This is a genomic window from Mucilaginibacter aquariorum (genome assembly GCF_024498135.1).
Classification (GTDB): Bacteria; Bacteroidota; Bacteroidia; order Sphingobacteriales; family Sphingobacteriaceae; genus Mucilaginibacter; species Mucilaginibacter aquariorum.
The window spans coordinates 1,971,495-1,995,533 of sequence record NZ_JANHOH010000001.1; the positions used below are offsets into that span (position 1 = coordinate 1,971,495).

The 24,039-nt window shown below is 41.4% G+C and carries 25 protein-coding genes; 17 read left to right on the forward strand and 8 right to left on the reverse strand.

Translation table 11 applies throughout. The features are described 5' to 3' along the window. The first annotated feature begins 52 nt into the window (after positions 1 to 52). Together NPE20_RS08510 and NPE20_RS08515 are read left to right on the forward strand one after the other, a co-directional pair. Complete coding sequence (locus NPE20_RS08510; RefSeq protein WP_256538187.1) at positions 53 to 664, forward strand: porin family protein; 612 nt, start codon at positions 53 to 55, stop codon at positions 662 to 664. A 63-nt stretch (positions 665 to 727) separates the two neighbouring features. Then, positions 728 to 1,204 carry a SixA phosphatase family protein gene (locus NPE20_RS08515; protein ID WP_256538188.1) on the forward strand — a complete coding sequence of 159 codons (477 nt, stop codon included), beginning with the start codon at positions 728 to 730 and terminating at the stop codon, positions 1,202 to 1,204. On the opposite strand, the gene dprA is transcribed toward NPE20_RS08515, so the two are convergent. Continuing rightward, positions 1,201 to 2,301, reverse strand: a complete 1,101-nt coding sequence (gene dprA, locus NPE20_RS08520; protein ID WP_256538189.1) for a DNA-processing protein DprA — start codon at positions 2,299 to 2,301, stop codon at positions 1,201 to 1,203. The two genes, NPE20_RS08515 and dprA, sit on opposite strands and share 4 nt — an antisense overlap. 640 nt (positions 2,302 to 2,941) lie before the next feature. On the opposite strand from dprA, the gene NPE20_RS08525 reads away from it, so the two are divergent. After that, entirely contained in the window at positions 2,942 to 3,319 is a 378-nt protein-coding gene (locus NPE20_RS08525) for a BlaI/MecI/CopY family transcriptional regulator (protein WP_256538190.1), read from the forward strand. After that, positions 3,316 to 5,406 carry a M56 family metallopeptidase gene (locus NPE20_RS08530; protein WP_256538191.1) on the forward strand — a complete coding sequence of 697 codons (2,091 nt, stop codon included), beginning with the start codon at positions 3,316 to 3,318 and terminating at the stop codon, positions 5,404 to 5,406. The genes NPE20_RS08525 and NPE20_RS08530 overlap by 4 nt, the downstream gene beginning before the upstream one ends. Positions 5,407 to 5,418: 12 nt before the next feature. On the opposite strand, the gene rsmG is transcribed toward NPE20_RS08530, so the two are convergent. The 3 genes from rsmG to NPE20_RS08545 are packed head-to-tail and all read right to left on the reverse strand — an operon-like array spanning position 5,419 to position 7,770. Continuing rightward, complete coding sequence (gene rsmG, locus NPE20_RS08535; protein WP_256538192.1) at positions 5,419 to 6,045, reverse strand: 16S rRNA (guanine(527)-N(7))-methyltransferase RsmG; 627 nt, start codon at positions 6,043 to 6,045, stop codon at positions 5,419 to 5,421. Further along, positions 6,035 to 6,640, reverse strand: a complete 606-nt coding sequence (locus tag NPE20_RS08540; protein WP_256538193.1) for an RNA polymerase sigma factor — start codon at positions 6,638 to 6,640, stop codon at positions 6,035 to 6,037. The genes rsmG and NPE20_RS08540 overlap by 11 nt, the downstream gene beginning before the upstream one ends. Beyond that, positions 6,631 to 7,770: a glycosyltransferase gene (locus NPE20_RS08545; RefSeq protein WP_494337222.1), complete on the reverse strand. Its 1,140-nt coding sequence runs from the start codon at positions 7,768 to 7,770 to the stop codon at positions 6,631 to 6,633. Before NPE20_RS08545 ends, NPE20_RS08540 begins: the two co-directional genes overlap by 10 nt. Before the next feature lie 464 nt (positions 7,771 to 8,234). On the opposite strand from NPE20_RS08545, the gene tgt reads away from it, so the two are divergent. The 4 genes from tgt (at position 8,235) to NPE20_RS08565 (ending at position 12,579) form a co-directional block, all read left to right on the forward strand. After that, positions 8,235 to 9,365, forward strand: a complete 1,131-nt coding sequence (gene tgt, locus NPE20_RS08550; RefSeq protein ID WP_256538195.1) for a tRNA guanosine(34) transglycosylase Tgt — start codon at positions 8,235 to 8,237, stop codon at positions 9,363 to 9,365. After that, complete coding sequence (locus NPE20_RS08555; RefSeq protein ID WP_256538196.1) at positions 9,366 to 10,481, forward strand: LptF/LptG family permease; 1,116 nt, start codon at positions 9,366 to 9,368, stop codon at positions 10,479 to 10,481. It abuts the gene before it with no gap. Beyond that, a complete protein-coding gene (locus NPE20_RS08560) occupies positions 10,481 to 11,437 on the forward strand; it encodes a DMT family transporter (protein WP_256538197.1) in 957 nt (318 codons plus the stop codon). The genes NPE20_RS08555 and NPE20_RS08560 overlap by 1 nt, the downstream gene beginning before the upstream one ends. Positions 11,438 to 12,294: 857 nt before the next feature. Beyond that, entirely contained in the window at positions 12,295 to 12,579 is a 285-nt protein-coding gene (locus NPE20_RS08565) for a hypothetical protein (RefSeq protein ID WP_256538198.1), read from the forward strand. Positions 12,580 to 12,630: 51 nt separating this feature from the next. Here the strand turns inward: NPE20_RS08565 and ispE are convergent, their stop codons facing one another. After that, on the reverse strand, positions 12,631 to 13,434 hold the full coding sequence (ispE, locus tag NPE20_RS08570) for a 4-(cytidine 5'-diphospho)-2-C-methyl-D-erythritol kinase (RefSeq protein ID WP_256538199.1): 804 nt from the start codon (positions 13,432 to 13,434) through the stop codon (positions 12,631 to 12,633). Between the two features lie 154 nt (positions 13,435 to 13,588). On the opposite strand from ispE, the gene NPE20_RS08575 reads away from it, so the two are divergent. The 9 genes from NPE20_RS08575 to NPE20_RS08615 all read left to right on the forward strand — a co-directional run bounded on the left by NPE20_RS08575 (position 13,589) and on the right by NPE20_RS08615 (position 21,537). Beyond that, on the forward strand, positions 13,589 to 14,410 hold the full coding sequence (locus NPE20_RS08575) for a thymidylate synthase (protein ID WP_256538200.1): 822 nt from the start codon (positions 13,589 to 13,591) through the stop codon (positions 14,408 to 14,410). Between the two features lie 23 nt (positions 14,411 to 14,433). After that, a complete protein-coding gene (locus tag NPE20_RS08580; RefSeq protein ID WP_256538201.1) occupies positions 14,434 to 14,625 on the forward strand; it encodes a hypothetical protein in 192 nt (63 codons plus the stop codon). Further along, the gene (locus NPE20_RS08585) at positions 14,622 to 14,999 is read left to right on the forward strand and encodes a type II toxin-antitoxin system death-on-curing family toxin (RefSeq protein WP_256538202.1); all 378 of its coding nucleotides are present in this window, start codon (positions 14,622 to 14,624) and stop codon (positions 14,997 to 14,999) included. The genes NPE20_RS08580 and NPE20_RS08585 overlap by 4 nt, the downstream gene beginning before the upstream one ends. 8 nt (positions 15,000 to 15,007) lie before the next feature. After that, positions 15,008 to 15,490: a dihydrofolate reductase gene (locus NPE20_RS08590; protein WP_256538203.1), complete on the forward strand. Its 483-nt coding sequence runs from the start codon at positions 15,008 to 15,010 to the stop codon at positions 15,488 to 15,490. A gap of 114 nt (positions 15,491 to 15,604) precedes the next feature. After that, positions 15,605 to 18,598, forward strand: a complete 2,994-nt coding sequence (gene secDF, locus NPE20_RS08595) for a protein translocase subunit SecDF (protein ID WP_256538204.1) — start codon at positions 15,605 to 15,607, stop codon at positions 18,596 to 18,598. A gap of 96 nt (positions 18,599 to 18,694) precedes the next feature. Continuing rightward, positions 18,695 to 20,008, forward strand: coding sequence for an NAD(P)/FAD-dependent oxidoreductase (locus NPE20_RS08600; protein WP_256538205.1), 1,314 nt, complete (start codon positions 18,695 to 18,697; stop codon positions 20,006 to 20,008). A 3-nt stretch (positions 20,009 to 20,011) separates the two neighbouring features. Further along, positions 20,012 to 20,869, forward strand: a complete 858-nt coding sequence (locus tag NPE20_RS08605; protein ID WP_256538206.1) for a hydroxymethylglutaryl-CoA lyase — start codon at positions 20,012 to 20,014, stop codon at positions 20,867 to 20,869. 85 nt (positions 20,870 to 20,954) lie between these two features. After that, positions 20,955 to 21,191 (forward strand): hypothetical protein, encoded by a 237-nt coding sequence (locus tag NPE20_RS08610; protein ID WP_256538207.1) that lies wholly within the window; start codon positions 20,955 to 20,957, stop codon positions 21,189 to 21,191. Positions 21,192 to 21,231: 40 nt separating this feature from the next. Further along, entirely contained in the window at positions 21,232 to 21,537 is a 306-nt protein-coding gene (locus NPE20_RS08615) for a hypothetical protein (RefSeq protein ID WP_256538208.1), read from the forward strand. A 72-nt stretch (positions 21,538 to 21,609) separates the two neighbouring features. Here the strand turns inward: NPE20_RS08615 and NPE20_RS08620 are convergent, their stop codons facing one another. From NPE20_RS08620 to fbaA, 3 genes are all read right to left on the reverse strand, one after another. Next, a complete protein-coding gene (locus NPE20_RS08620; RefSeq protein WP_256538209.1) occupies positions 21,610 to 22,035 on the reverse strand; it encodes a GNAT family N-acetyltransferase in 426 nt (141 codons plus the stop codon). Then, positions 22,001 to 22,501 carry a low affinity iron permease family protein gene (locus tag NPE20_RS08625; RefSeq protein ID WP_256538210.1) on the reverse strand — a complete coding sequence of 167 codons (501 nt, stop codon included), beginning with the start codon at positions 22,499 to 22,501 and terminating at the stop codon, positions 22,001 to 22,003. The genes NPE20_RS08620 and NPE20_RS08625 overlap by 35 nt, the downstream gene beginning before the upstream one ends. 82 nt (positions 22,502 to 22,583) lie before the next feature. Continuing rightward, the gene (gene fbaA / locus NPE20_RS08630) at positions 22,584 to 23,663 is read right to left on the reverse strand and encodes a class II fructose-bisphosphate aldolase (RefSeq protein ID WP_256538211.1); all 1,080 of its coding nucleotides are present in this window, start codon (positions 23,661 to 23,663) and stop codon (positions 22,584 to 22,586) included. Positions 23,664 to 24,039: the final 376 nt, after the last annotated feature.

Sequence of the window (24,039 nt, forward strand, 5' to 3'; positions counted from 1 at the left end):
AAAGTTAGTTAATAAATTTTCTTATTTTCGTGTAAACAATAAATCTTATTACATGAAAAAATTATTACTTATCCTTTGCTGCAGCTTTGCAGTATCAACAGCTTTTGCGCAAATCCCAAGCTTCGGTATCAGGGGTGGCGTAAACTTCGCTAAACTTTCAGCCTCAAGCGGTAATATAACCGCCTCAACAAATTCAACCACAACATTTGCTGCAGGTTTATTTGCCGACTTTAAATTTGGCAATGTATCTTTACAACCAGCTTTAAATTACACCGGTAAAGGTGGTGAAGGTGAGGACGGCGAAGGCGGCCTGGTTAAAATTAAAACTTACTATGTACAAGTTCCTGTAAACGTGGTTTATCATATACCTGCGGTATTTGGTCATGTTTATTTAGGTGCCGGCCCATACGTAGGTATTGGCGTATCAGGGAAAGCTAAATCTGTAGGCGGCGGTTCGTCTGTTAGCGAAGATATCACCTTTGGCGATGGCGAAAATGATCTAAAAAGAACCGATTTTGGTTTGGATGGTATTGCCGGTCTTGAATTTAACAACGGTTTCATTCTTGGTGTTAACTACGACCTTGGCTTGTCTAACATAACCAACACAAGCTCAATCTCTACAAAAAACCGCGTATTCGGTATTTCTGTAGGTTATAAATTCTAATCAGAAAAATAATATCTATAAAAAAGCGGGGCTATATGCCCCGCTTTTTTTATTTTAGTACAAATGAAAAAATTACTGCTGATACGCCACGCTAAGGCAACCCACGAAAGCGGGTATGTGGATTTTGAGCGCCCGTTAACCGATAAAGGCTTTGAACAAGCCGAATTAATGGCCACGCGCTTACAGGCAGCAAGTATACAACCTCAAACGTTGATAGCAAGCCCCTCCCTGCGTACCTTATCAACAGCAAATGTTTTTAGCCAGATATTGGGCTTACAACCGGCAATTACCCATAAAGAGATCTATGATGCCAGTGAAAACGCGTTGCTAAAAGTGATATATGAACTACCTGATAATAAAGATTTTATTGCCCTTGTTGGCCATAACCCGGGTATAAGCCAGGTGCTTTATTATTTAAGCGGGGCTATAAAAGATGTACCGCCATGTTCTACGGCCTTAATTGAATTTGATGCAGATAGCTGGGCCGAATTGTATGAGGGAGCAGGCAAACTTACCCATTACGATACCCCCAAAAGCTAATTTACCCTATAAGTTTTACCCGGTAACGAACGGATAAACCCTTGCAACTCCATATCCAGCAAGGTCATGGTTAGTTGGCTCATAGGCAAATTTGCTTTTATCGATAGCTCATCAATAGCCAGGGGCGCTTTATGCTGCTGGATAATTTCATAAACCGAGCGCTCATCTGCCGATAGGTCTATCGGCAATAATAATTGTTCGGGCGCACCCTTTATTTCGGTATTTTTCTCCCAACCCAGGCTGTAGGCAAGATCGGCAACGCAGGTAAGCAGGGCGGCTTTATTATTGCGGATCAGGAAGTTACACCCTTCAGAATATTCATCGCCCAACCTGCCTGGGAATGCGAAAACATCGCGGTTATAGCTATTGGCTATTTCGGCGGTTATTAATGCACCGCCTTTAAGCCCGGCTTCTATTACAACCGTTGCATCGGCCATACCCGCTACAATACGGTTACGCTGCGGAAAGTTCTCCCTATCGGGGATAGTACCGGAGGGGTATTCGCTAAGCAAACCGCCATTCTCCAGCATCTTTTCGGCTGTACCGCGGTTTTGGTGGGGATAAAGTTTATCGAGCCCATGGCCCAATACACCCACTGTTGGTATTCCTGCCTTTATGCACTCTTTATGCGCGGCAACATCAATACCCAGGGCCAGTCCGCTCACAATCAAAACGTTGTACTCACGCAGTTCTTCAACCAGTTGCTTGCAAAGCTGCCTGCCATAATCGGTAGCATTGCGGGTACCCACTATGCTTACACAACGCTGCGGGTTAAGGTTGGCGTTGCCTTTACTATATAATAATACCGGCGAATCGTGACAGTTTTTTAACCGGCGCGGGTACCTTTCATCGGTATAAAATAATACGTCGATATTATTGGTCTCAATAAATTTTAATTCCTGCTCTGCCTTACGCAAAGCATCGTCAAAATTTATCTGGCTAATTACCTTTTCACCAATACCTGGGATCTTTAAAAACTTAGTCTTGGGCGTTTTAAATACCTCTTCGGCACTGCCTGCATGTGCAACAAGGCTTTTGGCATATGTACAGCCAATACTTTTAATATATGTTAAGGCAACCTGGTGTAGTAACGACATAGTTTTTCTCGAGGTATCTAAAGTATAAAATTTCCTAAAATATTTAGCATTTATAGGTGAAATAATTATTGAAAGGCGAAAATATATAAATGTCATGGTGAGCTTGTCGAACCTTTTGTAAGGTGTACAAGTCTTCGACAGGCTCAGACTGACATTTCTTTCCGCCATGTTATGGTGAGCCTGTCGAACCATTTGTAAGGTGTACAAGTCTTCGACAAGCTCAGACTGACATTTCTTTCCGCTATGTTATGGTGAATTTGTCGAACCATTATCGCTCTTATAGGTCTTCGACAGGCTCAGACTGACAACACTTTCCGCTATGTCATGGTGAGCCTGTCGAACCATTAGCAGGAGTAAAAGTCTTCGACAAGCTCAGACTGACATTTCTTTCCGCCATGTCATGGTGAGCTTGTCGAACCATTTGTAGGTGTACAAGTCTTCGACAAGCTCAGACTGACATTTCTTTCCGCCATGTCATGGTGAGCTTGTCGAACCATTATCGCTCTTATAGGTCTTCGACAGGCTCAGACTGACAAGCCTTTGTGAGGTATAAAAAAAATAAACTTCACAAAAACTACAAAAATAGTTTGCAAACTATAAAAATAGTTCTATCTTTATTAAACTATAAAAAAAGTTTGCTATGAAACTAAAAGAACTCACCAAAGCCGAAGAGCAGATAATGCAGATACTGTGGCAGTTAAAGGAAGGTATAGTAAAGGATATTTTAGAGAAGATCCCCGAGCCAAAACCTGCCTACAACACCGTATCAACCGTGGTACGGGTGCTGGAAGGCAAAGGGTTTATCGACCATAAAGCCTACGGAAACTCGCACGTTTACTTCCCGCTCATCAGTGAAGATGACTACAAAAAGTTCACGTTTGATAAGCTGATGAGCAACTACTTTGATAACTCTTACAAGAGTCTGGTATCCTTTATCGCGGATGAAAAAGACCTTGGCCTAAAAGAACTGGATGAATTGACCGAGCTGATTAACAAACTTAAATCTCAAAAAAGATGAGCTGGCTGCACTACCTGATCGAGGCAAATATTTACCTGGGTGTATTTTATTTGTGCTATTGCTTGTTCTTAAACCGCGATACCCACTACATGCTGGGCCGTGTTTACCTGATATTTAGCTGCATAATGGCCTTTATTTTGCCGCTTACCCAGCTCAGCATCCTTAAACCCGTTTTACCCGAAATACAACTGGTAGCTGTTCCAACACAGGTAACTAATACGTTTGTAAATGTGCAACAGAGTAAATTAGCCGCACCTGTTCAGCACTTTACCTTTGACGATGCTATTGTTTATACCTACATAGCCGGTGCTGTCATCGGGCTTTTGGTATTGCTGTTCCGCTTACGCAAGTTGTATATCCTTACCCGAAACAATCATTCCATATATAAGGATCAGTATAAACTCATTCATTTGAATGACGAGAATACCGCTTTCTCTTTCTTTAATTACCTGTTTATTGGCAGCAATGTACCACAGGCCGAGACTATTATAGCACACGAATTGGTGCACATCCGCCAGAAACACTCGGTTGATATCATCTTCCTGGAGGTAATGAAGATCGTAAACTGGTTTAACCCGTTCATCTACCTTATACAACGCAGCCTAAAAACTATACACGAATATATAGCCGACGAGCAAACCGCTGCCCATGAGCAGGATGCCCTCACCTACTCTTCTTTTTTATTGAACAATGCCTATGGCATACAAGGTTCATCTATAGCACATTCATTTTTCAATTATAACCTATTAAAAAAGAGGATCATTATGTTAAACAAAAACCGATCAGGTAAGTTAGCAAGGCTAAAGTACCTGGCAGCGCTGCCGCTTTGCGCGGGCATGCTCTGCGCATCAACACTGGTATTCAGTAAGGATTATGGAGTAATTGACCTGGCACCACGAAAGGTAGTTATACAAAAACCTACGGCAGACAGCCTAACCCACACATTGCAATTAACCGCGCCAGATGGCACTAAGGGCATATCTGATATTGTTGTGATTGATAACTCGAAAACAGGGTTTAAACATACCTACACCGTAAACAGCTTAACTGAAAAAGACAAAAAAGAATTAAAAGAGAAAGGTTTCGACATAGCAATTATTGAAAGGACGGCAGAAGTTACAGATACTACCCAACAACTTCCAGTTCCATTCCCGCCGCCGCCCATTGGCTTAAGGGATGCATACCACCCGCTTTACAAGTATGTTCATAAAACCGTTAAATATCCCGCCGAAGCACTTAAAGCACGCAAAAATGGTATGGTAGTATTAAGTTTTAACCTTGATGTCGCCGGTAAAATACATGACGTATCTGTTTTACAAAGCTCAAAAACGGGCTACGATGACGAGGCTGTTAATGCTTTGCAAAACTACCCAAATGCCATTAAAGACAAGGCAGGCAAAAAAATTGTAGAAGTTGATTTTTGGCTTAAAGATATTAGGGCTGGCTATTTATTCCCCAATTCGGGCAGGAGAAAACCCGAATTTATTGGCAATTTGGTAATGATGGAATGGAGCAAAACCCCGTTTGATTTTAATCCTCCGCCGCCGCCACCTGCGCCGCCAAAACTTAAGGGTAAAGTTTCGCCGCCAACCGTTGTGGATATCCACAAAACTCCTCCGCCACCACCACCGGCAGCCCCAAGAAAACCATCGAAGGTTGCTGAAGTTACAATCCTTCCACCAGTGAAGCCGGTAACTAAGAGGCCACCGCCACCGGACCCAACTGATCCTGCTTATGATGACCTTTTAAAAGCTGTGGCAAGAAACACCCGTTACCCGGACATAGCGCGCGCCAATAAAAGTACCGGGCATGTAATACTTTCGTTGGTTATTAATAGCGAGCATAAAGTAACGGATGTTAAAGTAGTAAACGGGTTTGATACCGCTTGCGATGCCCAAGCCGCCAGGGCGTTAAAAGCCTACAGTAGTGCAATCAATAAAGCACCGGGTGTGTACAAAATGGTGGTTACTTTTATGCTGACAAGTGAGGATAATAAAAGATTTTATACGCCAAAGCCTTTAGGAGGCGACATACTAAATGCACACAATTTTATAGGAGAAGTAGTAGTGGAAGGCTTTGCAAAATAAGCAAACATCCCGCTACTCCTTTACGTAGATCACCTGTTTGGTCTCAAAAAACTCCTCCTCAAAGTAATCTTTGAGATGATATTGCTGAACGGTTAAACCCGCGTCGGCAATTTCTTGTGTAAGGTCACCGCCTTTTAAATACAGTATCCCGTTAGGTAATTTATTCTTAGATTGTTTGCTGAACTTACCCTTTACCCATGGGTAAAAATCTTTCAGTTGCGTAACCGCGCGCGATACCACAAAATCAAATTGCTCCTTTATTTCTTCGGCACGGGCATGAGTAGCCTTTACATTTTTCAGCCCTAAAGCTGCAGCAACTTCATTAACCACCTTTATTTTTTTACCTATAGAATCCACCAGATGAAACCTTGTTTCGGGAAACAAAATAGCCAGTGGTATACCGGGGAATCCCCCTCCTGTACCCACATCAAGCACGTTTTCGCCTGGTAAAAAGGTCATTACTTTAGCTATACCCAACGAGTGCAGCACATGGCGCTCATACAACAGGTCAATATCCTTGCGGGATATTACGTTGATCTGGCTGTTCCACAAGGTGTAAAGTTCTTGCAGGCGGGCAAATTGCGCTTGCTGCACGGGCGTGATCTCCGGGAAATATTTGATCAGGATATCAGATGTCATCCTTATTATAACGGTTAATGATGTTACCTAACAGATACCTTGCCCTAAACAATTGCGCTTTTACTGTGCCCAAAGGCAGATCCAGTTGCTGGGCAATTTCCTCGTACGATAACTCATCAAAATAACGCAGGGTTATAAGGTTACGGTAGCGTATCGGTAAGCTTTCTATCAGTAGTTTTAGTTCTTCGGTTTGTTGTTTTTTGATAGATGTTTCTTCGGGATTAAGCCCGTCAGATTTTATCTGCAGCGGTTTTTCATCGCCATCCTCATCTAACATACCATGAATAGACTGGGTGTTCAGCTTCTTTTTGCGGATAAAATCTATACAATTATTAGTAGCTACCCTAAACAGCCAGGTACTAAAAGCATATTCGGGCTGATATTTATCCAGTTTTTCAAAGGCTTTGGCAAAGGTTTCAACCGTCAGGTCCATTGCATCTTCCTTGTTGTTCACCATTTTTAGCACCATAAAGTAAATAGAATCTTTATAGCGGTGCATCAGATCGGCATAGGCTTTTTGATTACCTTGCCTCGCTTTTACTACAAGGTGAAAATCGTTCTTTGCATTCTCGGTGAAATGTTTATTTATTTCCATCGGGTGGTTTTAATAAATGTCCCTATCAATCCAAACACGTTTAAATAAATATAATATATCATATCAAATATGGGTAACGACCATAACATATCGCCGCTATCCAGCTTCTTAAACACTTTACGATAAATAAACAGCTGCAATACCCATCTAAAAACAAAAGCTCCTAAAGCTAATATAGGTTCAAATTTAAATACCAGGCACAATATAAATAAAACATAAAACAAAAACCCGGTAATAGCATCAAAACTTAACATGCGCCTGTGTTTATTTTTATATAAGGCGCCCACTCCCATATGCCTTCTTTTTTGCCTGAACCAGCTACCCAGTGTAGTTTTAGCATCCGTATAAACAAAGGTATCGGGATGAATTTCTATAGCAGTATTATTGGCAGTAGCATTTTGGTTAACAAACAAATCGTCGTCGCCAGATATTACATGCATATGCGTGGCAAACCCTTTAGCCTTAAAAAACAACGACTTTGTATAAGCCAAATTACGGCCAATGCCCATATAAGCATCGCCATTTAATGCTGACGACAGGTAATTAATTGCTGTTTTTACGGTTTCAAACCTGGTAAAAGGGTTAAGGAAATTACGTGTGCGGGTATACGGCGAATAGCCCAAAACAATTTGAACAGAACCTGTAAAACCAGCCGCCATACGGGCTATCCAGTTCAGCGAAGCGGGTTTACAATCGGCATCGGTAAATAACAGGTGCTCGTTTTTAGCTGCTTTAATGCCCAATGTAAGGGCAAACTTTTTACCTGTTTTGAAGCGGATATGCTCGGTAACGGTAACCACTTTAAGGTGGGCAAACTCCCTTTGAATATCCTGTAAAATAAGGTCAGAGTCATCGGAAGAGCAATCGTTAATAACAACTACTTCGTAATCCGGATAGTTTTGCTGTAATATATAAGGTAGGTTTTCGGTTAAATTACGGGCCTCGTTACGGGCGCTGATAATAACAGAAACGGGCACAGTTGGGGCCGGCAATTCCTGCTGCGGTGTGTAGCGCATAAGCCTGCTATGGTTACTTAGCAGGTAATACAACTGAATAATAAAACAAAGCTGAAATAGAACAAATAACGCCTCTTGAATGTAAGCTTCCAAACCCCTTAGTATAAGGTGCAAATTTGTTAAAAATCAGCGAGATTATGGAGTACTATTTTAAAGGTTATTAAGCTGCTTTTTAAGTATTTGGCTAAAGCCATCTTGCATTGTTTGCTATTCCGCCCCTTAAAAGGGACGGCAATGAATTGAACGTTTGATCGATATTCATTGCCGTTGGCTTTAGCCAACGGATTGTAGCCGCCACAAAAATCTTTGCGTTAGGGAAGCGGAAACCCCGGAATGAAAGGCTGCTTCTATCAGCAGCCTGAAATGAGGAGTTGCAGCGGATAGCCCGGGCCGAAGGCAACGCCATAACATAAACCTAATGGCGTATTTTGGCAGTGATTTGCTTCATTCCTCATGATAACGATATGGCTAAACCTACCAAACATCACCACCCAAGCATCTCACCATCACAACAATCTAACAATCCATCAATTAACCGTACCCAATGCCAAACGGTTTTGTTAATTTTGCGGGGATAAATGAAATTTAATTTAACAGCACAAGACCCCCTTTCAAAGGCCCGAGCGGGCGAGGTAACTACAGACCACGGGGTTATACAAACACCTATTTTTATGCCTGTTGGCACAGCCGGCACGGTTAAAGCAGTCCACCAGCGCGAGCTGAAGGACGATATTAAGGCACAAATTATATTAGGGAACACCTATCACCTGTACTTAAGGCCCGGATTAAACACCATTGAACAGGCCGGTGGCTTGCACAAATTTAACGGTTGGGAAGGCCCTATTTTAACAGATAGCGGCGGTTACCAGGTGTATTCGCTTACCGAAGTGAGGAAGATAAAGGAAGAAGGTGTTACGTTTCGGTCGCATATTGATGGCTCAAAACACCTGTTTACGCCCGAAAATGTAATGGATATACAGCGCATTATTGGTGCCGATATCATCATGGCATTTGATGAATGTACGCCTTACCCATGCGATTATAACTACGCAAAACGCTCTATTGAGATGACGCACCGCTGGCTAAAACGCTGCTGCGAACGCTTTGATAGCACCCAACCCAGGTATGATTATAACCAAACTTTTTTCCCTATTGTACAGGGTTCGGTATATAAAGATCTGCGTGTACGCTCGGCCGAAGTTATAGCTTCTTTTGAGCGTGAAGGTAACGCCATTGGCGGTCTTTCGGTAGGTGAACCGGCCGAAGAGATGTACGCCATGACCGAAGTTGTGTGTAATATATTACCGGAGCATAAACCACGTTACCTAATGGGCGTAGGCACGCCGGTTAACATACTGGAAAACATTGCTTTAGGTATTGATATGTTTGATTGTGTAATGCCAACCCGTAATGCGCGTAACGGCATGTTATTCACCAAAAACGGCATCATTAATATCAAAAACGAAAAGTGGAAGAACGATTTTTCGCCTATTGAGGCCGATAGCGACCTATATTCTGATGTTTGCTATACCAAAGCCTATTTACGCCACCTGATACATAGCGGCGAAATGCTGGGCGCGCAGATCGCTACTTTGCATAACCTGCACTTTTACATATGGTTAGTTCAGGAAGCACGCAATAAAATCATTAGCGGTGAGTTTTACGACTGGAAGAAAGTTATGGTAAACCGTTTAGGCCAAAGATTATAAATGAGAGCATTTCTGCATCGATATTTAACCGTTATTGACCGGTTCATTATTAAAAAGTACCTGGGTACATTTGTGTTCACGCTGGGTATTTTTATGGTGATATCGGTGGTGTTTGATATCTCTGAACACCTGGATAACTTTTTGGGTGATAATGCCTCCATAAACGACATCGTATTTGTTTATTATGCGGGGTTTATACCGTTTTACCTGATGCTTTTATCGCCGCTTATTAACTTTTTGGCGGTTATTTTCTTCACGGCTAAAATGGCCAATCAAACCGAAATTGTGCCAATCTTAACAAGTAAGGCCAGCTTTTACAGGTTCCTGAGGCCTTACGCCTTATCGGCCGGGTTAATATTCACGGTATCGTTATTTGCAAACCTTTACATTTTACCGTTTACAAATAAATTAAAGGTAACTTTTGAGGGTGCGCACTTCTTTAAAAACGACGATCCATCTAAAAGCGAGGTGCATATTCAGCTTGATAAACGCACGTTTGTGTACCTGCAAAGCTATGACCCTTCCCTGCAAACAGGCTATAATTTCACCCTCGAAAAGTTTGATGGAGATGAGCTAAAAGAGCGTCTTACTGCCACCAGTATTAAGTTTGATTCACTCAAAAACAGGTGGACTATCGTCATGCCAACCATACGTTATGTGAACGGTTTAAAGGAAGTTTTGAAGAATAATTTACCCAATATTGATACGGTTTTAGACATGCGACCGGTGGACTTTGAAGCCCACGATAACGTGGTAAGTAACATATATGGGGCTATGTCTTTAAGCACTTTGAACAAGGGAATTGAGAAGGAAAGAACCCGCAGTACGGGTGTTATTACCGACATGTTATTTGAAAAATACCGCCGTTTTGTGGAGCCATTATCGTCGTTTGTACTCACTTGTATTGGTGTTGCAATAGCCTCAAGAAAGGTGCGCGGAGGGGTTGGTTTGCCCTTGGGGATAGGCATTTTCATCTGTTTCACCTACATCGTAGTGAACAAATTCGCCCTGGTTTTTGCCATCAAGGGGGGCTTCCCACCGCTAATTGCGGTACTAATTCCTAACATAATTTTCGGGATATTGGGCTACATCCTGCTCGTAAAAGCTCCAAAATAATGACTGAACCAGGCGCAAATTACAGGCAAAAAGCTACCGATTTAGGGGCGAAAAAAGACGTTTTGGGGACTAATTCTGGCGTAAATAAGAACCTTTTAATCCTACATTTTACCGTTTTTATCTGGGGATTTACCGGAATTTTGGGTCAGCTTATCTCCATTTCGGCAGTAAATTTGGTTTGGTATCGGGTTTTAATTGCCAGTTTATCGCTGTTTTTGTACTTCAAATTTAACAAAACAGCGTTCAAAGTTAACCGAAATACGCTGCTAAAATTGATGCTTACGGGCGCTTTGGTAGGTGGCCATTGGATACTTTTCTTCGCATCTATCAAGCTTTCTACCGTCCCGGTAACGTTAGTTTGCCTCTCATCTATCACCCTTTTTACTGCTATTTTTGAGCCTATCATCAACAAAAAACGCATCTCAAAAATGGAAATTATTGCCGGCATTTTCATTGTACTGGGCATAATTCTAATATTTAAATTTGAAACAAAATACACTAAGGGTATCATAGCCGGGCTGGTAAGCGCGGTACTGGCAAGCCTTTTTGCCATCATAAACAGCCGTCAGGTAAAGCATCATGAAGCTCCTGTAATTGCATTTTACGAGCTATCCGGTGCCTTGTTATGGATCACAATTTATCTTTTTGCGACTGGTGGCGCGGCCGAATTTGCTATTCCTAAACCAGCCGATATTGGCTATTTGGTACTGCTTGGAACCGTGTGTACATCCCTTGCCTACGTCGCTGGCGTATCTGTAATGCGCGAACTTTCGGCCTTCCGCGTGGCGCTTATCACCAACCTGGAGCCGGTGTACGGCATCATTATGGCCTTTCTTTTTTTTGGCGATATGAATAAAATGTCGGTAGGTTTTTGGGTTGGATCTATAATAATCCTGTCTACTATCTTCTTGTTTCCTGTTGCCCAAAAGCAGGTAGCTAAACGCCGTAACCGTTAATCTATCCTTTTTTATTTCTTCGGTCTTACCACAAATCTGACCCTCGTATCTGCCAGAGTGGGGGCAAAGCATACTCAAGATCTTGGGCATTTTTAGCCCGTATAAGCCATTATAATTTTCAAAGCAGTTATTCCCCGTCAAAATAATTCCGGGCGAAACTGGGGCAAATCTCAAAATCAGTAAGTGTATTGAACTTAGTATGAATGTTTAGTTATAAACAAGACTAAAACCTTACTCGTTTTCAACTTATATAAGTAAATATTTAATTTACAAGTAAAATATATTAACTTAATAATCAGATATATATATAGTTTATTAACTCAATAACTTAATGTAAGTGATACTTCGAAAATTTGCAAATACTAAAAATAATAGCAATTAATTTTAGTAGGTTATTTTTAAGTATTTAAAATACTATTAATGAAATAATTACAATGTGTTAAATAATGTAAAAATTCACTTTGTTTAAACATTCATATTTTTAATAGAAAGTGTACCGAAATGCAATGAGTATATTTTACAGAAATTGGGGTAGGTAGCAAACTTGTATACAGTGCTCAACTTTTGGAGTGAAATTGGAGCTTAAAAATCAACGCCGGAATGGCGTGTGCTTCGTTAAAAATTTCCGGAAAACGGAATTTGAATCTGCGATGAGAAACACGTCCGGTTATGAAAAATTTCGAGTGAGGGTGATTTTCGCGGATGTACTTTTTTTAGAGAGTGGTCTTATGCAATGTATCCGCCACTGGCCAGGGTCGGGATTTTTTTTCGCCCATCAGGCCTTACCCACAATTCACCCATTTTTAAAAAAGATTTAAAAACCGCATATTGTAGAAACTAAAACCGGGAAGAAGATCATGAGCATTAAAAATATTTTCGTACTTGTAATTGTGGTGCTGCTAACCATCATCATCATGCAAAATACCGACGAGGTGAAATTCACCATTTTGTTTAGCACCATCTACATGCCGAAGGTTGCAGTGCTAACAGCCGTGGCGGTGGCCGCGTTTATTTTAGGTGTGTTGGTGGGCCGGCCAAAAAATAAAAAATACAACATCGGCGAACACTACGACGAGCGGCATGCCGATGAGGATAAAAATACACTAAGTGACGAAGACAGAGATTATATCAGCAGGGATTAGATGTGAGATTTGAGACGTGAGATATGACCGCTCGCTCAGCTCTCACTTCTCTTAGACATTGTAAAAAACTTGGTTGCTCTCTTCCATGGCCTGCAGGTTTGGTGTGTTCTCAAAAATGCCAAAAACCGATGCCCCACTGCCGCTCATACTTGCGTATAACGCACCATACTCATACAACTCTGCTTTTACGCCACGTATAACGGGATGATCACGGAAAATATGGCCCTCAAAGTCGTTCTTAATGTGCCCTCTCCATGCCGTAAGGGGCGTTTTTATCAGGTCGTATAAAGATTCTGAAACTGGCGCCGGTTTTACGCCTCTGTAAGCCTCTGCGGTTGACACATGCTCATCTGGCATCACCAACACAATTTTATAAGCAGACAGGTCAAGATTGATAGGTTCAAGCTCATCTCCTTTCTCAAACGCGAACACCGGTTTGCTTTGGATGAAAAAAGCGCAGTCAGCACCAAGCACCCGGGCATAGTCTTCCATCCTCTCCAATGATAAGCCGAGTTCAAATTTATCATTCATCAGTTTGATGAAAAAAGCAGCATCAGCCGAACCACCGCCGAGCCCCGCCCCAATGGGAATATTTTTGTGCAGATGAATTTTTACCGGCGGCAGGTCATGGTCTTTTTTTAGCAGATGGTAACCCTTAATGCAAAGGTTATCTTCCAGCCTGCCGGGTATGTCCAAACCTGATGATTCAAAGCTCAGCTTATCGGCCTCTATCACCTCCAGCACGTCATTAATTTTCACCGGATAAAAAACTGTTTCTAAGTCATGGTATCCGTCGGGCCGGCGGGCAATAATGTTAAGGCCAATGTTTATCTTTGCGTTTGGAAATACTATCATCAAAATTCAATTAACACCGCATGTATTTATACACATCGGTAGGATACCAAAAATAGATTTTTTTTATTTGTACTGATTTAAATTTGTTGACTGGTGAACCGGGAGACTGAAATCATTAAATCAATAATTCGCTAAATCAATAATTATTTTCAGAATGAAACAATACCTCGACCTGATGCAGCATGTGATGGAGAACGGAGCGCAAAAGCATGACCGCACCGGGACAGGCACCTTAAGCGTGTTTGGCTACCAGATGCGTTTTAACCTGCAGGACGGCTTCCCCATGGTGACCACCAAAAAACTGCATCTCAAATCTATCATCCACGAGCTGATATGGTTTTTGACCGGCGATACCAATATTCAATATTTAAAAGATAACGGCGTACGCATCTGGGATGAGTGGGCCGATGAGAATGGCAACCTTGGGCCGGTGTATGGTTACCAGTGGCGGTCGTGGCCAAAGCCCGATGGCGGCCATATAGATCAGATAACCCAGGTGGTAAATCAATTGAAGAACAATCCGGATTCGCGCCGCATAATGGTATCGGCATGGAACGTTGCCGATGTTAACCAAATGGCGCTTCCACCCTGCCACAGTTTGTTCCAATTTTATGTGCAGCCCGCTGATGCATTAAAAGGCGAAACAAAAGGCAAATTATCGTGTCAATTGTATCAGCGTAGTGCCGATATATTTTTGGGGGTACCTTTCAACATTGCATCGTACGCGTTGCTCACCATGATGATGGCACAGGTATGCGATCTGGACTACGGCGATTTCATCCACACTTTTGGCGATGCGCATTTGTACAACAATCATCTGGAGCAGGCCAGGCTGCAACTAAGCCGCGAGCCCAAGCCGCTACCAACAATGAAGATAAACCCGGAAGTGAAAGATATCTTCGGATTTAAGTTTGAAGATTTCACCCTTGAGAACTATGATCCGCATCCGCATATTAAAGGAGTTGTTGCGGTTTAAGATGATGTTTTGTAAATTTGGGTATGACAACTACAGAAATTAAAGAAGAATTACACAAGGCTATCGAAACGATACCCGAAGAATCTTTAAAAGATGTGCTTGGGTTAATAAATCAAATCCAACAGAAGCAATACATTGATGATAAAACCTTAGATGGTCATCTTGACACGATCATTGCCGAAAACAGGGAGTTACTTGAGAAATTAGCTCAATGATCAGTTTTCAATCAGCGGTACGTATTCATGATAAATTAATTGAGCAATTTGGGGGCAGCAAAGAGGTTCGCGATGAAAGCCTATTGGAGTCTGCCCTAAATCGTCCGTTTGCTACTTTTGATGGCACAGATATTTATCCAACCTCGATAGAAAAGGCAACTGCGTTGTTTGAAAGCCTAATCATTAATCATCCGTTTATGGATGGCAATAAACGTATGGCCTATACACTCATGGAGATCCTGCTAAGAGTTGGCAGCTTACACTTGACGGCATCTAAAGAAGAGAAGTACGTCATGGTAATAAATGCCAGCACCGGCGAAATGCGATTTGATGACATCAAAGCCTGGCTCGAACAAAACTCCAAACCATTATAATCTAAAAAATGACAATTTCCATCATAGTAGCGATCGCAGAAAATTACGCCATTGGTAAAAACAACCAGTTGCTTTGGCATATGCCAAATGATCTGAAACATTTTAAACAGGTAACATCCGGCCGTACAATTATCATGGGCCGTAAAACTTATGAGTCGGTTGGGAAACCATTGCCTAACCGCCGCAATATTGTAGTAACCCGGCAGGATATAGAGATACCCGGCTGCGAAGTAGTAAAATCAATAGACGACGGTTTAGCATTATGCGCCCACGAGGATGAAGTATTTATTGGTGGTGGTGCCGAGATCTATCGCCAGGCAATGGATAAAACCGACCGAATTTACCTAACCATTATCCACAAGGATTTTGAGGCTGATACCTTTTTCCCGGAAATTGACTATCTGAAATGGGATGAAGTAAGCCGGGAGTATAACGAGCCCGACGAAAAAAACCCGCTTCCCTACTCATTTATCACACTAAACCGTCGGTAACAAAAACCAATATTATTTTGTTTCAATTAAAAATTTCATGCTTGTGAAATTTTATTAGATTTGCCGTCTTATTTAAAAAGCTTATAAACTAATTAATTACATATTTAATTCGCGATGCAAGGTAAAGGGGTTATTAAATTTTTCGCCATTCTGCTGGCTGTAGTGTGCTTATACCAGTTTTCATTTACATGGGTGGCACACAAAGTTGAGAGTGATGCCAAAGCGTATTCTAAGGGCGATCCCGAAAAGGAAAAGGCCTATCTTGATTCTGTTTCAACGTTACCGGTATATCCGGTGCTTAACCACACTTACCAGTATTGCCTGGAAAGGGAACTTGCCCTGGGTCTGGATCTAAAGGGTGGTATGAACGTTACTATGCAGGTTTCTTTACGCGAGCTTGTGCAGTCGTTATCAAACAACAATGCCGACGTTGCCTTTAACCAGGCATTGACCAACGCGCAGGCAAGAAGCGTAACCGAGCAAAAAGATTACATTACCCTTTTTGTTGACGAATATGAAAAACTGGCCCCAAACGCTAAACTTGCTGCCATATTTGCAAACAGCAATAATCAGGATAAATTAAAGTTCAATTCATCAAACAGCGATGTTGAGACTTATTTGAAAGACCAGGCAAATACCGCAGTACAACAATCATATACTGTATTACATACCCGTATAGATCAATTTGGTGTTACACAGCCAAACATTCAATTGCAAAAAACCACTAACCGTATTTTGATTGAACTACCTGGCGTTAAAGAGCCGGAGCGTGTACGCAAATTATTATCAGGTACAGCAAAACTGGAGTTTTATCAAACTTATGATAATACCGAAGTTTACGGTTTGTTAAATAACATTAACGGCTTACTGGCTGCTAAAAACAAAACCGCTACCCCTAAAAAGGATACAGTTAAAACCGATACTGCAAAATCTGCATTAGCATCTGCTACTGCAAAAGATACGTCTGCTGCTGCAAAACAAGCTAATTCGTTATTAAACAAATTAAAAAATACTACTAATAAAGATTCTGCCAGTTTAAATAAAACGCAGTTAGCTGCTAATCCGTTATTCGCGGTATTATCGCCGGTTACTTACCAGGATCAAAGCGGCCAGCAACAATTAAGCCCGGGCCCAATTGTTGGTTACTCTGCGCAAAAAGATACTGCTAAAGTAAACAACTACCTGCGCAATGCCGATATTAAATCGGTTGTTCCACAAAACATGAAATTCCTTTGGTCTGTTAAACCTATTAAAAACACAAAGGTTTTTGAATTATATGCCATTAAACTTTCTGGCGCCGAAAATGGTCCTGTGTTATCTGGCGATGTAATAAATGATGCCCGCAGCGATGTAGACCAACTAAAAGGTGGGTACGAGGTTACTATGTACATGAACTCGCAAGGTGCGGCAAAATGGAAAACCGTTACCGCCGAAGCGTCTGCAGGTGCAAATAAAAGAGCTATCGCCATTGTGTTGGATGATAACGTTTACTCTGCTCCTAACGTTCAAAACGAAATTTCAGGTGGCGTATCGTCAATATCAGGCGGTAACTTCACACTTGAAGATACTAAGGATTTAGCCAATATATTAAAAGCAGGCCGTTTACTGGCACCTGTACGTATTATTGGTGAGGCTGTTGTAGGCCCGTCATTAGGTCAGGAAGCTATTAGTGCTGGTTTATTATCATGTATATTAGGTTTAGTAGTTATCTTAATTTTCATGATAGCTTACTACAAACGCGCGGGTACAGTTGCAGTTATCGCGGTATTGATCAACGTGTTCTTCCTTATGGGGGTATTGGTTAGCTTACGTGCTGTATTAACGCTTCCAGGTATCGCAGGTATCATTTTGATACTTGGTGTAGCTGTGGATGCCAACGTATTGGTTTATGAGCGTGTACGTGAAGAGCTTGCTTTAGGCAAATCTATCCGTATTGCGGTTGCAGATGGTTTTAAACACGCTTTACCTTCTATTCTTGATGCCAACATCAGTACATTCTTAACAGGTGTTATATTGTTCTTATTTGGTTCGGGCCCAATACAAGGTTTCGCAACTACTTTAATGATCGGTATCGTTACCACCTTGTTCTGCTCATTGTTAATTTCGAGGTTGATATTTGAATTTATGCTTGAAAAAGGCTGGGATATCACATTTTCTCGCCCATGGAGTTCACATACCTTCAAAAATGCAAACTACGCATTCGTTAAAAATCGTTTCAAATTTTATGCCTTCTCTGGTATATTCATTGCTGCCGGTTTGGTATCAATGATAACAAGGGGCTTTAACTACGGTGTTGATTTTGGTGGTGGACACACTTACATTGTTAAATTTACCAGCCCTGTTACTACCGGGCAAATACACGATGCTATTGATGCAACACTTGGCCGTGGTACCGAGGTTAAAACTTATGGTACTGATAATAAGATGAGCATCAATACCAACTACCTTATTAACGATAATTCGGCTGATGCGGATAGTAAAGTACAAGCCGCTTTAATTAAGGCGCTGGCAACAAACCCGGCTACAAAAATTGAAGCAAAACAGATAGAAGCACACCAAAAGGTTGAAGCTACTATAGCTAACGAAGTTAAGGCTTCAGCTAAATGGACAATCATACTGGCTATTGTTGTTATCTCTGCTTATATATTGATCAGGTTCCGTAAATGGCAATTTAGCTTAGGTGCGATGATCGCTACCGCGCACGATTCATTACTGGTACTGTCGTTCTTCTCGTTATTTAAAGATATCCTTCCGTTCTCTTTAGATATCGACCAGGCATTTATAGCAGCATTGCTTACCGTTATTGGTTATTCAATTAACGATACCGTGGTAGTGTTTGACCGTATCCGTGAGTTCCTTGAACTGCACCATGCAAAAACTGATGACCCTAAAGAGGTAATCAACCACGCAATTAACAATACATTAAGCCGTACTATTATCACTGCATTTACTGTCGTTTTAATATTGGTGATATTATTCATCTTTGGTGGTGATGTTATCCGCGGGTTCTCATTCGCATTGTTAATAGGTGTTATTTTTGGTACTTATTCATCAATATGTGTAGCCACACCGGTTATTATCGACTTTGGAAAGAAAGACCTGAGATAAAAAATCTCTCATAATTAAAAGGCTCCAAAGAACATTTGGAGCCTTTTTTGTTTTACAACTAAACGCTTAGCATTACATAAAGTTTAAAATTGCATCATGAACCCTACTGATCAATCAAAATTCCCAACGGTAGTTATTATAGGCGGCGGCTTTGGCGGCCTGCAGGTGGCCAAGCAACTCGCAGATAAGCCTGTAGAGATTATCCTTATCGATAAGCACAACTATCATACTTTTCAGCCACTGCTATACCAGGTGGCTACAGGTAGTCTAGAGGCCGAAGCTATAGCATTCTCGTTACGTAAAAATTTTGACGGGCAAAAGAACCTCCGTTTCCGCAATACCGAGGTTACCCGTATTGATGCAGAAAAAAATACAGTTGTAACCGCCATCGGCGAAATAGTGTACGATTACCTGGTGATAGCAACAGGATCAACCACCAACTTTTTTGGCAATAAAGAGATTGAGCACTATTCCATGCCCATGAAATCTATCCCCGAGGCATTAAACCTCCGGTACCTTGTGCTACAGAACCTTGAGGAAGCCATTTTAAAGCCCTCTAAGGAAGATCGCGCACCATACCTGTCATTCGTATTGGTGGGTGCCGGCCCTACCGGTGTAGAGCTTGCGGGCGCGTTAGCAGAGCTGCGCAACCATGTGCTCAACAAAGATTATCCCGAACTTGTAAAAGATGAAATGAAGGTTTACCTGGTAGACTTCCTACCAAAAGTTTTAGGCCCTTTTTCTGACGAGGGCTCAAAAGCCGCGGAAAACTATCTGCACAGCATGGGCGTTGAGGTGTTGCTAAATGTAAAAGTGGAGAGTTACGATGGCCACGAGATAAAATTTGAAGGCGGTAAAAGCATTTTCACCAAAAATGTAATATGGTCTGCAGGTGTAATGGGGGTTGTACCCGATGGGATATCAAAAGACAGCATTGAGCGTGGTAACCGCATTAAAGTTGATACCATTTGCCGCATGGTTGGCAGCAACAATATATTTGCCATTGGCGATGTGGCAGCCATGATAACAGACGAAACCCCTAAAGGGCACCCGGGCGTTGCGCAGGTTGCCATACAAATGGGCCAGGCAACAGGCAAAAACATTTATCGTTTAATAAAGGGCGAACAAACCGTTCCATTTAAATATAACGACAAGGGCTCGTTGGCAACTATAGGCCGTAACAAAGCCATTGCCGATTTGGGTAAACTAAAATTCCAGGGATTTTTTGCCTGGCTGATATGGATGTTTGTGCACCTGATATCGCTTATGGGTGGCCGTAACCGTATTATTGTATTTATTAACTGGGTAGCCAGCTATATAACTTACAATGGCGGCAGCAGGCTGATTATCCGTAACTTTGAACGTGACGAACTGATACAAAAGGACGAGCAAGTTTCAAAACCCGATTAATTAATGGCCGAACACATAAAAATAACCGAGTGCCCCCGCGATGCCATGCAGGGCCTTTATGATTTTGTACCTACCAATGTTAAAACCGAATACATTAACCTGCTTTTACAGGTAGGTTTTGATTCTATTGATTTCGGCAGCTTTGTATCGCCCAATGCCATACCGCAAATGCGGGATACAGCCGAAGTCTTAAGCAAACTTGACCTGGATAATACCCGTTCAAAGCTATTGGCAATTATAGCTAATTACAGGGGCGCAGAAGATGCAGTCGTTCATCCCGAGATTCATTATTTAGGATACCCGTTTTCTATTTCCGAAACTTTCCAGCTGCGTAACACCAATACCACCATTGAGCAGGCATTTGACAATGTTAAACGAATAAACGAACTGTGCGCTGCAAATAATAAAAACCTGTTAATTTATTTGTCAATGGGTTTTGGTAACCCTTATGGTGATGAATGGGATACGGAGATAGTTCAGTACTGGGCACAAAAGATGATTGATGAGGGAATTGGATATATTGCCTTATCGGATACCATTGGCATAGCCACACCCGAGCAGATCACCAGCCTGTACCCCGCCCTAACCAAACTTTCTGAAATTACTGAATTTGGCGTACACCTGCATTCCACACCAGATACATGGCAGGAAAAAGTGGCCGCGGCATATGAAAGCGGCTGTAAAAAGTTTGACGCTGCATTAAAAGGATATGGAGGCTGCCCAATGGCCAAAGATGAGCTTACAGGCAACATCGCCACCGAAAACCTAATAGCATACCTTCTGCATCAAAACATCAACATGGGGCTTAATTTAGATAAACTAAGCGAAGCGATGGATTACTCGGGAAAGGTGTTTGGATAAGAATTATCAACCTTTAACTTTTTTAACAGTAATTAACAACCTGTATCCAATTTCATGTATAGCTTTATGTAATATAGATCTCATCATGAAAAAGATCATATTATCGTTGCTGATTGTATTTACTTGCGGTAAAGCTTTTTGCCAGCAAACTCCTTATACGCTACCCCTGCCCGCTAAATGGGGCAGCGAAAAAATACCGTTTCCTATCAGCTTTGCACCAAACATTCCTTTTAAAGGGATGGAAGAGTTACGTTTTACGCCGGATTGGAACAATGCCGCAAAAAAACGACTACTGGTCTTACGCTTTCCTTTGGTTTATTGAGGGCAAGCCTCAGTTAAACAGCCAGGCTTTACAAACTTATATGACTGAATATTTTAATGGATTATACAGAAGCAATAGCAAGATAAAACCGGTTGATAACTTCACAAAAGCAAAGTTTCAAAAAATAAAAGTCATGAATGATGATCAGGAAACTTACCAGGGAACAATATCAACCTTAAACTTCTTAACCGGAAAACCAATCAGGTTTTATGTAAAAATACATGTTCGTAATTATCCCGGCACTAGTCATTCGGCTTTAATGTATGAAATTTCACCAAAACCTTATGCTAATAACGTATGGCTTAAGCTAAACGAAATTGTAAAAGGATTTGAGTATAAAAATTGATATAACGGTATCAAATTTCGATAGGTACTGAAACGGTTATGCCTGATTAATAGAGCACACTCCCTTTATTTGTTAGTGCTTCACCATTTTATAATGCCTTATCCCTGCTTCTTCAAACTCGGGGCCGGTTTTTTCGAAGCCGAATTTTTCATAAAGAGTTACAGCCTGGATTTGGGCATGCAGGTAAATATATTTCGCATCCGCGGGCAGATCGGCTAAAACAGCTTTTACAAGTTGCTGGCCTACACCATGGCCGCGAAATTTAGATAACACAGCAAAGCGTTCCAGCTTATAGCCTTTATCGGTTTTGCGCCAGCGGGATGCCCCGGCAGGTTCGCCATCAACAGTGGCTAAAAAATGGGTAGATTCGTCTTCAAACTCCCACTCCAGTTCGGGTGGGCAATTTTGTTCGCCTACAAATACTTCGCGCCTTACGGCAAATACTTTTTCAAGGTCGGCAGGGCTACTTACTTTGTTTACTTCTGTTTTTGAGGGCATGTTGGTAATGCGGTTTTGATCTAAAGCCGGTTTGTTTGATTTGGTGGTTATCATTTGCAGCATCAATTGAATGCGTGCAGGTTAAATCATCTTCCTGTTCGGCCAGCGCAGATAATCTTACATAAAATTTATGCAGCTGGTCCAGTTCCACTTCAGTTAGGTTTTCAATATCAACCATACGATTACTCGCGCCCTGATGTGATGCCAATAGTTCGTTCAATTTTAAATGAATGGCCTTTGAATCCTTATTCTGTGTTTTTTGGATCAAAAACACCATTAAAAATGTAATGATGGTTGTGCCTGTGTTAATAATAAGCTGCCAGGTATCCGAATAATTAAATACGGGCCCGGTTATTAGCCATACTACAATAGTAGTTATTGCAATTATAAATGCAGCAGAGCTACCCGTTGCGGCTGTTGCCCAATTTGCAAACTTTTCAAATAAATTGCTTTTCTTTTCGGCCATAGCTAACAAATTTACATAACAACCAAAAAAAACCGCCAATGTTTATAATAGAGGCGGTTTTTTATTCTGATTAGCTTGCTGCTTACAGCTTGCTATTTACGTCGATGCAATTAAGATCGCCAAAAGCTACAGTAAGCCTTTTTACAAAGCTTTCTTCGGCTTTACGCAACCAAACACGTGGGTCGTAATATTTTTTGTTTGGCGAATCGTCACCATCGGGGCTGCCAATTTGTGTTTGCAAATAACCTTCTTTTGCCTGGTAATAATCTCTTATGCCTTCCCAAAATGCAAACTGCATATCGGTATCAATATTCATTTTTATAGCACCGTAAGATATCGCTTCGCGAATTTCTTCCTGGCTTGAACCAGAACCACCGTGGAAAACAAAGTTGATAGGTTTAGCGTCGGTAAGGTTATGCTTTTGTTTCAAAAACTCCTGCGAGTTATGCAGAATAACAGGCTGTAATTTAACATTACCCGGTTTGTAAACACCATGCACGTTACCAAATGCAGCAGCAATGGTAAAACGGTGACTAACTTTAGAAAGTTCTTCGTAAGCGTAAGCTACTTCTTCGGGCTGGGTATATAAACGAGAGCTATCAACATCAGAGTTATCTACACCATCTTCTTCGCCACCGGTTACACCCAGTTCAATTTCAACGGTCATGCCCATTTTGGCCATGCGCTCTAAGTATTTAGCAGATATTTCAATATTTTCTTCGATAGGCTCTTCAGAAAGATCAAGCATGTGTGATGAAAACAATGGTTTGCCTGTTTCAGCAAAGAATTTTTCGCCATGCTCTAACAAACCATCAATCCATGGTAATAATTTTTTAGCAGCGTGGTCGGTATGCAAAATTACAGCTACGCCATAATGCTCGGCTAATAAATGCACGTGTTTAGCGGCAGATACACCACCTAAAATGCAGGCCTGTAATTTCGAGTTATCTAATGATTTACCCGCGTAAAATTGCGCGCCGCCATTTGATAGTTGAATAATTACCGGAGAATTAACCGCCTTAGCAGTTTCCATTACAGCATTAATAGTATTTGTGCCTATTACGTTTACCGCAGGCAAAGCAAACTGATGTTTTTTAGCTGCTTCAAATAGTTCCTGCACCTGATCTCCGTGCAGAACACCTTTATAATTTTTTAAATCCATGAGCGTATGTTTGGGCCTCGAAGTTATAAAAATTCCGGGTTTTACCTATATGATTGTGAAAGTTTTAGCCAATAATGCTTAGTTAAATGCCAATAAATTTGCATAAAACCCGCTTACATATTATATAGGGTGTTATTTTCACACTTAGCTATCCTTACAAAATTTAATAAATTCTACCTATTTAATAGGCTTTTAATGCGTTTGATGTTTGTGCGAACTAAAATATTACTTTTGATAAAAAAGATTTTTAAGTGAACAGGTTAATAATCATCCTTTTTGTATTTACTACTACAACGTCTTGCAAGGCGCAGCGCAATCACAAAGTATGGACGAAACAATATGAACATGGTTTTTACAACTATCTCGATTCCACATC